General features: G+C 45.0%; 12 protein-coding genes. 5 read left to right on the top strand and 7 right to left on the bottom strand.

The features are described 5' to 3' along the window. Nucleotides 1-162: 162 nt before the first annotated feature. The 6 genes from pyrF to cmk all read right to left on the bottom strand — a co-directional run bounded on the left by pyrF (nucleotide 163) and on the right by cmk (nucleotide 5,535). Complete coding sequence (gene pyrF, locus C1S73_RS16785; protein WP_038869495.1) at nucleotides 163-864, bottom strand: orotidine-5'-phosphate decarboxylase; 702 nt, start codon at nucleotides 862-864, stop codon at nucleotides 163-165. Nucleotides 865-947: 83 nt separating this feature from the next. Beyond that, a complete protein-coding gene (gene lapB, locus C1S73_RS16780) occupies nucleotides 948-2,123 on the bottom strand; it encodes a lipopolysaccharide assembly protein LapB (RefSeq protein ID WP_005431114.1) in 1,176 nt (391 codons plus the stop codon). A gap of 18 nt (nucleotides 2,124-2,141) precedes the next feature. Further along, nucleotides 2,142-2,435, bottom strand: a complete 294-nt coding sequence (locus C1S73_RS16775; protein WP_038869494.1) for a LapA family protein — start codon at nucleotides 2,433-2,435, stop codon at nucleotides 2,142-2,144. Nucleotides 2,436-2,575: 140 nt separating this feature from the next. Next, complete coding sequence (ihfB, locus tag C1S73_RS16770) at nucleotides 2,576-2,860, bottom strand: integration host factor subunit beta (RefSeq protein ID WP_038869491.1); 285 nt, start codon at nucleotides 2,858-2,860, stop codon at nucleotides 2,576-2,578. 213 nt (nucleotides 2,861-3,073) lie between these two features. Further along, on the bottom strand, nucleotides 3,074-4,744 hold the full coding sequence (rpsA, locus tag C1S73_RS16765) for a 30S ribosomal protein S1 (RefSeq protein WP_005533588.1): 1,671 nt from the start codon (nucleotides 4,742-4,744) through the stop codon (nucleotides 3,074-3,076). A 110-nt stretch (nucleotides 4,745-4,854) separates the two neighbouring features. Continuing rightward, entirely contained in the window at nucleotides 4,855-5,535 is a 681-nt protein-coding gene (cmk, locus tag C1S73_RS16760; RefSeq protein ID WP_038869490.1) for a (d)CMP kinase, read from the bottom strand. Nucleotides 5,536-5,828: 293 nt separating this feature from the next. Between cmk and C1S73_RS16755 the strand changes: the two genes are divergently transcribed. Next, nucleotides 5,829-6,872 carry a polysaccharide lyase family 7 protein gene (locus tag C1S73_RS16755; RefSeq protein WP_038869488.1) on the top strand — a complete coding sequence of 348 codons (1,044 nt, stop codon included), beginning with the start codon at nucleotides 5,829-5,831 and terminating at the stop codon, nucleotides 6,870-6,872. Nucleotides 6,873-6,953: 81 nt separating this feature from the next. Here the strand turns inward: C1S73_RS16755 and sohB are convergent, their stop codons facing one another. Beyond that, a complete protein-coding gene (gene sohB, locus C1S73_RS16750; protein WP_038869487.1) occupies nucleotides 6,954-8,015 on the bottom strand; it encodes a protease SohB in 1,062 nt (353 codons plus the stop codon). A gap of 274 nt (nucleotides 8,016-8,289) precedes the next feature. Between sohB and C1S73_RS16745 the strand changes: the two genes are divergently transcribed. From C1S73_RS16745 to C1S73_RS16730, 4 genes are all read left to right on the top strand, one after another. After that, nucleotides 8,290-9,036: a YciK family oxidoreductase gene (locus tag C1S73_RS16745; RefSeq protein ID WP_038869485.1), complete on the top strand. Its 747-nt coding sequence runs from the start codon at nucleotides 8,290-8,292 to the stop codon at nucleotides 9,034-9,036. 130 nt (nucleotides 9,037-9,166) lie between these two features. Continuing rightward, nucleotides 9,167-9,859: a translesion DNA synthesis-associated protein ImuA gene (gene imuA / locus C1S73_RS16740; RefSeq protein ID WP_038869483.1), complete on the top strand. Its 693-nt coding sequence runs from the start codon at nucleotides 9,167-9,169 to the stop codon at nucleotides 9,857-9,859. Nucleotides 9,860-9,863: 4 nt separating this feature from the next. After that, nucleotides 9,864-11,267, top strand: a complete 1,404-nt coding sequence (locus C1S73_RS16735; RefSeq protein ID WP_038869482.1) for a Y-family DNA polymerase — start codon at nucleotides 9,864-9,866, stop codon at nucleotides 11,265-11,267. A gap of 27 nt (nucleotides 11,268-11,294) precedes the next feature. Next, complete coding sequence (locus C1S73_RS16730) at nucleotides 11,295-14,369, top strand: error-prone DNA polymerase (RefSeq protein ID WP_038869480.1); 3,075 nt, start codon at nucleotides 11,295-11,297, stop codon at nucleotides 14,367-14,369. The last annotated feature ends 261 nt before the right edge of the window (nucleotides 14,370-14,630 follow it).

Here is a 14,630-nt window from a genome sequence, read left to right as displayed (position 1 = left end):
GCGAGTTATGTTACCAAAGTGTGATCGTAGCAGTCCTATCACCTAATCTAACACTATCCGGCGATATTCAATTCAAGCTTACACCTCAGATTTTCTGTGTTAAAAAAACAAAAAAGGTGAAGCACTTCCACTTCACCTTTCCATCTTCCATTTCAACAATGTTTACATATTCGCCAAACTTTCGTTGATGGATTTAAGCACTGCTGCTGGGTCGGTAGCTTGTGTAATAGGACGACCGATCACTAGGTAGTCTGAGCCTGCTTGAATCGCATCGACTGGTGTCATAATACGACGTTGGTCACCTTGCTCAGAACCTGCTGGGCGAATCCCAGGAGTAATGAGCTTAAACTCTTTACCAAGCTCACTCTTAAGCATTGAAGACTCTTGAGCTGAACAGACTACGCCGTCTAGGCCAGAGTTCTTAGTTAGCGTTGCAAGACGGACCACCTGCTCCTGAGGAGCCACGTTTAAGCCAATTCCAGCTAAGTCGCTTTGTTCCATACTGGTCAGTACCGTTACACCAATCAATAACGGGCGATCTGTACCATACGGCTCTAGGATTTCACGCGAAGCAGCCATCATACGCTCACCACCGCTTGCGTGAACGTTTACCATCCATACACCCAACTCAGCGGCGGCTCGCACGGCTTTTGAACACGTATTCGGGATATCGTGAAATTTCAGGTCTAGGAACACAGAGAACCCGCGTTTATGAAGTTCACGTACGAAATCAGGACCAAATAGTGTAAACATTTCCTTGCCCACTTTTAGGCGGCATGACGCAGGATCAATTCTATCTACGAATGCAAGCGCATCAGCTTGGTTATCATAATCTAGTGCGACAATAACTTTTTGGTCGATCATTTCATCTCCTAACTATTTTTGGTTCTTATCAAATAAAGCTTAAAAAAATGCAGCGGACAGAAACTCTGCCAGCTGCATTAAAATTATTCACCGTCCAATCCGCGGATTGGCTTGATCGTCCCCCATCCTTTACAAGATGGACAATGCCAGTAAAGGGAATGGGTTGAGAAGCCACACTTCCTGCATCGGTAATGTGGCTTCACTTTTAACTGTTCACCAACCATGGCTTGCAGTGTCGATAGACTGTCCTTTGCACGACCGTCTTCTGCTTCTGCAATATGGTAATCAATAAGACGGTAAAAGCCTTTCATGGTTGGGTTTTTCAGTAGTTGTTTCGTCAACAGCTCTTGCGCGGCACCAACGCTCTCATGATGCGCGACAAGTTGCGCCAACATTAATTCGGACGATACACCCGCCTTTTTATCGATACAGGCACGTAAGAATTCTACGAGTTCATCTTCCTGACCTAAATGGTGATAACACTCAGCAATCGTTGGTAGGACATCACTAATAAAGTCTTTATCTTGCTCAAGCACGCCTGTCAGGTACTTGATGGTGTGTTTGTAATCTTCTGACTCTAAATACACCCGGCCAAGGGCAATACTCGCACGAACACATTTAGGGTCTTCTGACAGTGCTTTCTTGAAATGTTGAATCGCTTTACTGGTGTTACCATCAGCTTGGTCAAGCATGGCTAACTCGCACCAGAAATGTGCAATGTTGGCACGAATACGAGTGCGCTTCTTACCCATCTTCGCCAACTGGTTTGCGTAATGAATAGCTTTTTCCCACTCACGCGTTTGTTGGTAGATGGTGACAAGTTGCTGAAGTGCACTTTCACGATGGTCTGGCTCCTCAACTAACTGTTCAAAGATTTTTTCTGCACGGTCTAAGAAACCAGAGGCCATGTAATCTTTTGCGAGCTGCTGAAGTGCGAGGTTCTTCTGATCTAGCGTGAGGCCAGAACGAGAAATGAGATTTTGGTGGATTCGAATTGCTCGGTCGACTTCACCACGAGAACGGAAAAGATTACCCAACGCTAGGTGAGTATCTATCGTTTCGTTATCAACTTGGAGCAATTCAATGAAGTGGTCAACCGCCTTATCTGATTGATCAGATAGGAGCAGGTTAAGACCCGTCACATACTGACGGGATATCTGATGAGATTGCTTCTGCTTGTCTTGCTGAGCGCTACGGTGGCCCATGTACCAACCATAGGCGGCGGCTATTGGCAATAACAAGAAGAGTAGTTCAAGCATTAAAGTTAAGCCTTATCCTTATGCCTGTTTTTCTACTGCTGGTTTTGCAGGTTGTTCTGCTTCAGCGGGCTCATACTTTTTAAGTTTCTTTTTCAGACGACGCACTTGCAGTTGAGTTTTGAACTGAATGCTAGCAAAGATAACCCATGCTATGCCAAAACCAACGACAAACACTACACCCAGCAAGGTTGATAAGTGGAACTCACCTTTCGCCAGAAGATAATTAAAGGTTACGATCTCTTGGTTTTGAGAACCTAAAGCCAGTGCAATTAAAAAGAGAGCTAAAACAGCAATGATTTTTATAATTTTCATGTTACATCACCCTTCGAGGAGTAAGTAGGTAAGATTATGCAGTAAAATGTTTCTTCAGACCATGTATATTACCAATAATCTAGTTATAAAAAAGCGGCATACACGAGAGTATGCCGCTTTTTCAAACTAATAAGAGAGCCTTAGCTATCCATATTTACGCGTTCACGAAGCTCTTTGCCTGGTTTGAAGTGAGGAACGTATTTACCCTCTAACTCCACCTTGTCGCCCGTTTTAGGGTTGCGACCTACGCGAGGCTCGCGGTAATGAAGAGAAAAACTACCAAAGCCACGGATCTCAATACGGTCACCGGTCTCTAGTGTAGAGGCCATGTGCTCTAAAATATCTTTTACAGCATCTTCTACCTCTTTCGCTGATAAATGTGTTTGCTCAGCGCAGAGTCTTTCAATCAGTTCAGACTTAGTCATAGTTGCCCTCTTTGAGTATCTTTATCACTCATTATAGTAAGTAATACTAATTCCAACAAACACTTGCTATCAATTCTAGACAATTTTTACACAAAATGTGCAATCAAAAAATGTCTTTTTTTAGCATAGTTTATCAACATTAGTATTACTACTTAGTTTATAGCAAGCATAAAAAAGGAGCCTTGCGGCCCCTTTTTAGCTTAAGCGAGTAAATTATTCGCCTTTAGCAGCTTTGAAAGCGTCAGCCATTGCATTACCAAAAGCAGCTTCGTCTTGCTTGTTGATAGATGCCATTGCTTCTTGCTCATCAGCTTCATCTTTAGCTTTGATAGATAGGTTGATTACGCGGTTCTTACGGTCTACACCTGTGAACTTCGCTTCAACAACATCACCAGCACTTAGGATTAGAGAAGCATCTTCTACGCGATCGCGTGATACTTCAGAAGCACGGATGTAACCTTCAACGCCTTCTGCGATTTCAACTGTAGCGCCTTTAGCGTCAACAGCAGTTACAGTAGCGTTAACTAGAACACCTTTCTTGTTGTCAGCAACGTAAGCATTGAATGGGTCGTTTTCCATTTGCTTAACGCCTAGAGAAATGCGCTCACGCTCAGCGTCTACTGCTAGAACAACTGCAGAGATCTCGTCGCCTTTCTTGTACTCACGTACAGCTTCTTCGCCAGCAACATTCCAAGAAATGTCAGATAGGTGAACTAGACCGTCGATGCCGCCTTCTAGACCGATGAAGATACCGAAGTCAGTGATAGACTTGATCTTACCAGTAACTTTGTCGCCTTTAGCTTGTGCTTCAGCGAATGACTGCCATGGGTTAGCTTTACACTGTTTCAGACCTAGAGAAATACGACGACGTTCTTCGTCGATCTCAAGAACCATAACCTCAACTTCGTCGCCAACATTAACAACTTTAGATGGGTGGATGTTCTTGTTAGTCCAATCCATTTCTGAAACGTGTACTAGACCTTCAACGCCTTCTTCGATTTCAACGAAGCAGCCGTAGTCAGTTAGGTTAGTTACGCGACCAGTTAGTTTGTGACCTTCTGGGTAACGCTTAGCGATTGCTACCCATGGATCTTCGCCTAGTTGCTTAAGACCTAGTGATACGCGAGTACGCTCACGGTCGAACTTAAGAACTTTAACTTGGATCTCATCACCAACGTTAACGATTTCAGATGGGTGCTTAACGCGCTTCCAAGCCATATCTGTGATATGTAGAAGACCGTCAACGCCACCTAGGTCAACGAACGCACCGTAGTCAGTAAGGTTCTTAACGATACCTTTAACTTCAGAACCTTCTTGTAGAGTTTCTAGAAGCTCGTCACGCTCAACGCTGTTCTCAGATTCGATAACTGCACGACGTGAAACAACTACGTTGTTACGTTTTTGGTCAAGTTTGATAACTTTGAACTCTAGCTCTTTGTTTTCTAGGTGAGCAGTGTCGCGGATTGGACGTACGTCTACTAGAGAGCCAGGAAGGAAAGCACGGATACCGTTTAGTTCAACAGTGAAACCGCCTTTAACTTTACCGTTGATGATACCAACAACAGTTTCAGCTTCTTCGTAAGCTTTCTCAAGAACGATCCAAGCTTCGTGACGCTTAGCTTTCTCACGAGAAAGTTGAGTTTCACCGAAACCATCTTCAACAGCGTCTAGAGCTACGTCTACTTCAGCACCAACTTCAACTTCAAGTTCGCCAGCAGCGTTCTTGAACTGTTCAGCAGGGATAGCAGATTCAGACTTAAGACCAGCGTCAACAAGAACGAAACCGTTCTCGATAGCTACTACAGTACCTTTAACGATGCTGCCTTGTTGGAATTCTGTTTCGTTTAGAAACTCTTCAAAGAGTTGAGCAAAAGATTCAGTCATTTATTTAATCTTCAATAAATTAAACGTCCACGGGTATCCTACCGCATGGGGTTATTAAATTCGCCAGTCATCATCCTTGCGACCAACGCTCTTAGTCTAGCCGAGTGTTATTACTCAGCTAGCTTCGATTCGATATATTGTAGTGCCTTTTCTACTACTTCGTCGATACTCATCGACGTAGAATCTAGCACAAGCGCATCCTCTGCAGGGCGTAGTGGTGCCACTGGGCGGTTACGATCGCGATCGTCACGCTCTTGGATCTCGCTCAAAAGGTCAGCAAATCTAACATCTAACCCTTTCTCTTGCAACTGTTTAAGGCGTCGATTTGCACGCTCTTCTGCGCTCGCATCAAGGAAAATTTTCGCTTGTGCATTCGTGAATACGACCGTACCCATATCACGGCCATCAGCAACCAGACCCGGAGCGGTCTCAAATGCACGCTGACGGCGCAATAATGCTTCACGAACGCGTGGCAGAGCTGCTACTTTAGACGCCGCCATCCCCGTTTCTTCTTTACGAAGCTCACCAGAGACGTCTTCGCCTTCTAGAATCACTTTTACTAGGTCACCTTCAGCAATAAACTGAACGTCTAGATGAGTAGCAAGTGGAACAAGCGCATCTTCTGACTCAGTGTCTACGCCGTGGTGAATCGCTGCGAGTGCAAGGACACGATAAATTGCGCCAGAATCAAGAAGATGAAAGCCCAACTTCTTCGCCAGCAACATACATAAAGTGCCTTTACCTGCACCACTAGGTCCATCTACGGTAACAACCGGAGTTTGAGAGGACATGTTTTTCTCCACGTTGATGTGCGAATTTCGGTGCTTCCACCCAAATTCATTTCATTCTTAATTTTACGGTGCGGGAGTATATACCTAATAGCCTCATGATACCATTTCTTTGCCCTCTCCCCGGTTCAGAATTTGCCGTTTTCTCTCTTCTGATTTTTTCTCTTTAAAACGCAATACCAAATGGCGGATTTTCTCTAAGTTTCATTTTTCCGACCCGATCACATATTAGTAATACAATATTATTGTATATTAAATAATCTTATCGACGACCCTATAAAAATTGAGAACACAATATGAAGAAATTAGCGCTTACTTTTCTTGCTGCCAGCATTGCCTCTGCGTCTGCTATGGCTGTAACTTCGTCTAATGAATTAGCGAACAAATATGAGCTAGATCCGACAAAGGCTCCAGCTCAAAACTTTGATATGACGAATTGGAAAATTACCTTGCCTGAACTAACTAAAGAAGGTGAACGCAAAGGTAAAGCATTAGAAATAGCCAAAGATGAGCTGGGCAATACAGAAAACCCTTATGTTCACCCTGAGTGGTTCTATACCAACAAAGAAACAGGCGCCGTGGTTTTTGTTGCACCAAATGAAGCACCGACCACTCCTAATAGTAAGAACACCCGTAGTGAACTTCGTGCCATGCTTGCTACGCACTACGGTGAGCCAAAAAACAACTTTGTCGTCGCTTCTCACCCAAATGCTGCTGAGTATGGTGCGATTGGTGGCGAGCTAAACGCGACCCTATCTGTTGACCAAGTAAGTACAAGTGGCAACTACAAAAAGAATGGCGCATTCGCTGTCGTGATTGGCCAAATTCATGGCTCTGACAATGAGCCTTTAAAGATTTCTTACCGCAAGCTGCCGGAGCATGAATACGGCTCTCTTTCGTGGAACTACGAGTTAAACCCAACCAAAGAACTTCAAGACGCGAAAGATGAAAATGGTAAGAAACTTCGCCAAGACATCCGCCACAACGTGTTCGGACAATACAACTTACGTAAAGGCGACGCAGACCCACAAGACGGCATCAAACTGGGTGAAATCTTCTCATACAGCGTGAATGTGGAAGGTGAGATCATGCACCTGACTTTCACTAAGAACCCAGGTGAAAAAAATGAAGTCACTAAGACATTTGATGTGAATCTAGCAGAAGGCAAATACCAAGGTCATGAAGTAGACCAAGGCTATGGTAACGATTGGATGTATTACAAAGCCGGTGCTTACAACCAATGTAATACGAAGAAAAGCAGTTCAGACTGTGAATGGCGCGGCATGGAAGCGGGTGATTATGCTCAAGCAAGCTTCTATCAGTTAGAACTGAACCAATAACGGTTAGAGCTGAACTAACAACCCTCAGCGGAAACAAAAAAACCAACTAAACAGTTGGTTTTTTTTGTTATTTCTTAAACATTACACAATTGGCTTTTGACCACGCTCTGCAAGTTTAAGCACAACACTGTCTGCTACTTTGCCTGCAACACCGGCAAGCTTGTCTGCCAGTTTTTTCTTTTGCACGTAATGCACTGCTAGTACGGTTTTCTCTTTGCATGCTGCAACAACTAGATCGTCGGAAGTGCTGATTTCATCCACCAGCCCTAGCTCTTTCGCTTGCGTACCAAACCAGTGCTCACCGGTTGCGACTTTTTCAAGTTCTAGCGCTGGGCGACGTTCACTGATGAAGTCTTTGAACAGTACGTGTGTTTCTTCAAGTTCTTGTTTGAACTTATCACGCGCTTTGTCGGTGTTCTCACCAAACATCGTTAGTGTACGCTTGTACTCACCAGCTGTTAGCTGCTCATATTCGATATCGTGTTTTTTCAACAGTTTGTTGAAGTTAGGGATCTGCGCGATAACGCCGATAGAACCTACAATCGCAAACGGCGCAGACACAATCTTGTCTGCCACACATGCCATCATGTAGCCACCACTTGCTGCCACTTTGTCGACAGAAATCGTCAGAGGCAGACCTGCAGCTTTGATTCGATCAAGTTGAGAAGATGCTAAGCCATAGCCATGGACCATACCACCACCAGACTCTAGACGAAGCAGCACTTCATCGCCTTCGCGAGCTACTGCTAATACTGCAGTGATCTCTTCACGTAGAGAGCCCACTTCTTTTGCATCAATACTGCCGTTGAAGTCCAACACGAACAGGTGCGGTTCACGCTTGCTATCGAGAGAGCCTTCTTTGCTCGCTTGTTTGATTTCTTTCTCGCGAGATTTGTTCTTTTCTTTCTCTTCCTTCTTAGCCGCTTTATCACGAGCTTTGATGAAAGCGTCATCGTGCAGGTGATGTTCTAACTGTTCGATTGCATCTTTATGACGCTCAGAAAGATTGGTGACTTCCAATTCGCCTTTCGCAGCACCCGATTTACCACCCGCCGATTTTGCAATAATCAGCAGCACAACCACGGCCGCAACAACGGTGATAATCTTGGCTAAAAACAGACCATAATCTAATAAAAATTCCAATGAGAGTTCCTCTATCTCATACCAGTAATAGTCATCAATATGTTACGTAGAAAAATCAGAGAGAAGGCAAGAAAATCAGTAACCTCTTGTTCTGATTGATGGTGTTCAAATAACATACCGGACAACCGTTCTGGAATTGGTATAACACATGAATTGGTGTATTGTAACCAACTTGTCACGATTACCAAGATTTTCCATTGAGAAACAGGCGCATTTCTACACCAAGATGACGTCTGTTCGTCGGAATTAGATACAATAATAAGGATTAACTACCGTGAACTACTCCGTTTCAGCAGATGCCCTAAAAGGTAAAGTCATTCTTGTCACTGGTGCAGGCAATGGTATTGGTCGCCAAGCGGCACTTTCTTACGCTCAGCACGGTGCGACTGTGATTCTACTTGGTCGAAACGTTCAAAACCTTGAATCCATCTACGATGAAATCGAATCTGCAGGTTACCCTCAACCCGCGATCATTCCACTTGATCTAAAAGGCGCAACTAAGCAGCACTACATCGATATGGCAGAAACCATCGAAGGTCAATTTGGTCGTTTGGATGGCCTGCTGCACAACGCCGGTGTTTTAAGCACGCTGTGCCCGTTTGAGCAAATCAATGAAGAAGACTTTGACGACATCATGCAGATTAACGTGAAAGCAGAAGTCCTAATGACTCAGGCACTGCTGCCTATTATGCGTAATTCAGATGCAGGTCGTATTATCTTTACGTCTTCAACAGTGGGCCATTCTGGCCGTGCTTTCTGGGGTTCGTACGCCATCTCCAAATTTGCCGTAGAAGGTATGATGCAGGTTCTCGCCGACGAACTGAGTGACACACCAATGCGAGTTAATGCCATTAACCCCGGTGCAACTCGTACTCGTATGCGTGAAAAAGCCTACCCTGGTGAAGATTCAAATACATTAAAAACACCTTTAGATATTATGCCGTTGTACCTGCATTTAATGGATCCAGCCGTCACTGATGTCAACGGTCAGTGTATTGACGCACAACCAAAGCGTAAGTGATAAATTCTCACGACCTCGCATAATCGATTGAAAAGGCAGCAAACGCTGCCTTTTTTCGTATTTCTGCCTATAAAAATCTTGCGACTTTCCACCACAGAAATATACTGTACATATATACAGGTATTTTATTATGCAAGACATTATCCAGAATTTAAAAAGCCAACATCTTGTTTGGCAAGCAAATTTAACCAAAGCTGATACACACCAGACTCTCCATAGCTCAGGTTTTCCTGAGTTAGATACCTTGCTTGGGGGCGGTTTTCCTCCCCATGGTGTCGTGGAAATGGAGTCCGTTGGCAGTATTGGTGAATTGCGTCTTTTAGCGCCTTATTTAAAAGCATCTCTGGCAAGAGGAGTAACGGCATTCATTCAGCCTCCCGCATTGATGAACTCATTGTTCCTACACAGCATTGGGTTGGACATCAACCAAGTATGGGTTGTCACACCGGAACATCAACGCGATGCCTTATGGGCTGCAGAGCAATGCCTCAAAAGCGGCGTATGTACTAACGTTTTGCTATGGCAAGATGAACTAGAGATCCACCAAGTAAAACGTCTGCAAGTGGCAAGTGAGCAAGGCGCTTGCCCTCTGTTTATGCTCAAACCTAACATGACAAATCGCTTGTCTTTGCCTGTGTCACTCAGCTTAAAACTTCACGGTCACGAGCAAGGTGTGAGTGTAGAAGTGCTCAAAAGAAAAGGCGGTTGGAGCAAAGGCAGCGTCGATATCAACTTCCAGCACCACTACCCGCAACTGGTGATGCCAAGCACAACTCGTATTCCATCCACGGTGGTCAATTTCCCATTGGCGAATCAAGGTTAGTGATATGGCTTTGTGGATATACTTGCACTTCCCTCGCCTACAGTTAGATGCACTCTTTGGTGATAACCAAGAGCAGCCCGTGGTGATTGTAGAAAGCCAACGTTGTCGGATCATTCAATACAACGAGATTGCCGATCAACAAGGCATTAAGCCAAATATGGGCTTGGGTAGCGCGGCTTCTTTGTGCCGGGATTTGCAAGTGCATCCTTATCATCCGCAAACCGAATTGAGCAAGTTACAAGAAATTGCTCAATGGCTGTATTTGATTACGTCTGATGTAGTATTGATGCCAAGCCAAGGGGTTCTACTACGTGCAACCCCGATGCTTAACTTATATGAAGGGCTGCAAAATTACTGGCAAAAAGTCACGACTCACCTAGCAACGCTCAAGCTGAGCTTTCAGTTCGGCTGCGGCTTTTCACCCTTTTCAGCCAAATTGATGGCCTTATCTGGGAGTAATTGTTTGAGTGAAGATAAAGCCTTCATGCTACAAGCGTTACAACCTTTGCCACTGACATTGACCGATTTGTCGACCTCCACTGTCGATAAGCTACAGCGCGTTGGAGTTACAACCCTCGAAGGTTTGCTTGAGTTGCCGTTACAAGATATTGCACGCCGATTTGATATCGATTTAGTCAACTACGTTGGGCGGTTAACAGGCCAGTTCAAACATCCTGTTGATTTTTATCATCCAACGGAATCATTCCAAGTATACCTAGAATTGCTGTTTGAAATTGAAAACGTGCAATGGGTGGAAAGACCGTTAGCCAAGCTCCTTCAGCAGCTCGAAACCTTCCTCAAGCTGCGCGATAAAGTCGCGTTTGAGCTGTGCTTGACGCTCCACCAGCGAGATAAGCAAGAACAACATCTTCAATTGACTTCAGCGCAGGGCGATTACTTATATCAGCGTTGGCAACAACTGGCCAGTTTGAATCTAGAATCACTGACCTTAAACGGCCCAGTGATGGGCTTAACGTTAAAAATCGTCCGTCAAGGAGAGCCTTTAAGCGCAACTCGTGATCTCTTTGCTGGGCAAAAGGGCCAAATGAATGCATTAGAGTTGCTCTCTCTACTGCAAGCTAAATTGGGTAAAAGCGCAGTACTCAAACCGAATATCGCCTGCGACCCAAGACCAGAGAAAGCCAGTCAGTATCGCCCAGCCGACGAGCCGGATGTGTCGATTAACACCATCCCTGCGTTGTTACGCCCAGCGATGCAATTACCCGAACCTATCGCGCTACAAGAGCAAGTATCTCTCATTCATGGACCGGAGCGAATTGTCTCTGGATGGTGGGATGGCGATGAAATCATGCGTGATTACTACGTAGCACATACCAAGCAAGGGCGCTGGTTATGGGTCTTTCGCGATCAACACAAGCATTGGTTTCTTCATGGCTATTTTTGTTAAATCGGCAGTTATTTTTGTTAGGTTGTTATGAGTTACGCAGAACTATTTTGTCAGTCCAATTTTTCCTTTCTCACTGGGGCTTCTCATGCGGAAGAGTTAGTACTGCAAGCCGCTTTTTATCGTTATCAAGCTATTGCGATTACTGATGAATGCTCTGTTGCCGGTGTCGTCAAAGCGTACGCGACCATTAAACAGCACAAGCTTGATATTAAACAAATCGTCGGCAGCATGTTTTGGTTGAACGAGGAATGCCAAGTCGTGCTGCTTTGCCCTTGTCGAAAAGCCTACGCTGAGCTGTGCCGTATCATCACCAATTCAAGAAGACGCAGCGAGAAAGGCAGCTACCAACTTTCCGAATGGGATTTAATGTCGATTCGTCACTGTTTCGTGCTGTGGTTACCTGCACATCAGGAAAGTGATCACTACTGGGGACGTTGGCTTAATCAACACCATTCCGAACGATTATGGGTCGCGATTCAACGTCACCTCAGTGGAAGTGATGAAGCATACACAACTCACTGTGAATTATTAGCAAACGAGTTCCAATTGCCAATTACCGCTTGTGGTGGTGTTTTGATGCATGCTGTCGAACGCCTACCTCTACAGCATGTACTCACTGCCGTTAAGCATGGATGCAATGTCGATAAACTTGGTTTTGATCGCCTATCCAATGCAGAAAGAGCGTTGCGCCCAATGAATAAGCTACTCCGCATCTATAAACCAGAGTGGCTTGCAGAAAGCAAAACCATCGCAGATTTGTGCGAATTCGAGCTGTCTGACCTGAAATACGAATACCCAGCCGAACTCATTCCAGATGGTTACACACCAGACTCTTACTTACGTTTTTTAGTTGATCGAGGTAAGCAACGACGCTTTCCCGAAGGGGTTCCAACAGACATCAATCAAACGATTGAGCGTGAACTCACACTCATTAAAGAGCTAGAGTACCATTATTATTTTCTAACCATTCACGACATTGTGATGTTCGCTAAGCAGCAAGGCATCCTCTATCAAGGACGTGGATCTGCGGCTAACTCCGTGGTGTGTTACTGCTTAGAAATCACCGCGGTTGACCCGAGGCAAATCTCTGTCTTATTCGAGCGTTTTATTAGTAAAGAGCGAGACGAGCCGCCAGATATCGATGTGGATTTCGAGCACGAGCGTCGTGAAGAAGTGATTCAGTACATCTACAAAAAGTACGGGCGCGAGCGTGCCGCTTTGGCAGCCACCGTGATCAGCTATCGCTTTAAAAGTGCCGTGCGTGAAGTGGGTAAAGCACTGGGGATTGAAGAAACTCAGCTAGACTTCTTCATCAAAAACGTCAATCGCCGTGATCGTAGCCAAGGTTGGCAAGCGCAAATCATCGAATTGGGGTTACAACCAGAGTCGTTAAAAGGCCAACAATTTATCCAGTTGGTGAACGAGATCATCGGATTTCCGCGCCATTTATCTCAGCATGTCGGCGGCTTTGTGATTTCATCTGGCCCTTTGTATGAACTGGTGCCTGTCGAGAATGCTTCGATGGAAGATCGCACGATTATTCAATGGGATAAAGATGATTTAGAAAGCTTAAAGCTATTGAAAGTCGATGTACTTGCACTTGGCATGTTGAACGCGATCCGTAAATGCTTTCAATTAGTCGAGAAGCACCACCAGCGATCCCTGTCGATTGCCGAGATCACACGCCTGCAAGACGATCCGCACGTATACCGCATGATCCAAAAAGCCGATACTGTTGGCGTATTCCAGATTGAGTCTCGCGCGCAGATGAGCATGCTGCCACGCTTAAAACCTGCACGTTACTACGACTTAGTCGTGCAGATTGCCATTGTTCGTCCGGGCCCAATCCAAGGAGATATGGTGCACCCGTTTTTAAAAAGACGAAATGGTGAAGAACCGATCAGCTACCCATCGGAAGAAGTGAAAAACGTACTAGAGCGCACCATGGGCGTACCGATTTTCCAAGAACAAGTGATCAAGTTGGCAATGGTCGCTGCTGGTTTTAGCGGCGGTGAAGCGGATCAATTGCGTAGAGCAATGGCAGCATGGAAGAAGAACGGCGATCTCGCTAAATTCAAACCAAAGCTTATCGATGGGATGCTTGAACGCGGCTACGATCTTGAGTTTGCCGAACGTATCTTTGATCAGATTTGTGGCTTTGGTGAGTATGGTTTTCCTGAGAGCCATTCCGCCTCTTTCGCGGTACTGGCTTATTGCTCTGCATGGCTAAAGTTCTACTATCCCGCTGAGTTTTATACTTCGCTACTGAATAGCCAACCCATGGGCTTTTATAGCCCTTCACAGCTGGTTCAGGATGCACGTCGACACGGAGTGGAAGTACTGCCTACTTGCGTGAACCACTCACACTACCAGCATCACTTGGTAAAACGCCCCAATGGACGCCTTGGTATCCAACTAGGCTTGCGGTTAGTCAAAAGCCTTAATGAAGAAAACGCTATCCGCTTGGTTGAACACCGCCCAACTCATGGTTATCGTTCTATCCAAGAGGTAAAACAAATTCTGAGAAGTCGTCGTGATATTGAGTTATTAGCTTCTGCGAATGCTTTTCAAATACTCTCAGGTAACCGATATAACGCACGTTGGTCAGCTATGGATTCGTTATCAGACTTGCCCTTATTTAATCAAATTGAAGAGCCTGAGGTGAGCTATCAACCTCAGCCTTCTGAGTACGAAAATCTCATTGAAGATTATGCCAGTACAGGGTTATCACTTAGCCGTCACCCAATTACCCTACTGGAGGAAGCTGGCAAACTACCACGCTTTACTCGTATGAAGCAGCTCGTAGAAAAAGAGCACAAGTCCTTGGTGACGGTTGTCGGTGTCGTCACAGGCAGGCAATCCCCTGGCACTGCAGCTGGCGTCACCTTTTTCACGTTAGAAGACGACACTGGTAACATTAATGTGGTTGTGTGGCGAGCAACAGCGCGCGCGCAGAAACAAGCTTATCTCACCTCAAAGGTGTTAATGGTAAAAGGAATTTTAGAAAGAGAGGGAGAAGTCACGCACATCATTGCAGGTAGGCTCATTGATTGCACTCAACACCTTGCGAGACTGCAAAATAAATCGCGGGATTTTCATTAAAGAAATGAGAATAGAGACAGATTGACACAGGGTAAACTGAATAAAATAAAGGGAGGTCGACCCTCCCTTTCAATTCCGCTGAAATTAGTCATCAGCTTCCGCTTCCGTACGTTTTTTCTTGTATTCCCTATACAGTAACAAGGATAAAGTCATAATAACTTTAGATGTTAGCCATATCATTAAAAGGAAGTACCCTATACTGATGAGTCGAGTTGACTCGTAGGTGAAAAGTAACGTGATATACCTGACATATTTCACTGT

This window comes from Vibrio jasicida 090810c, from assembly GCF_002887615.1.
Lineage (GTDB): Bacteria > Pseudomonadota > Gammaproteobacteria > Enterobacterales > Vibrionaceae > Vibrio > Vibrio jasicida.
The sequence above is the reverse complement of the archived record's forward strand: the minus strand, read 5'-3'. Positions and strand labels throughout refer to the sequence as shown.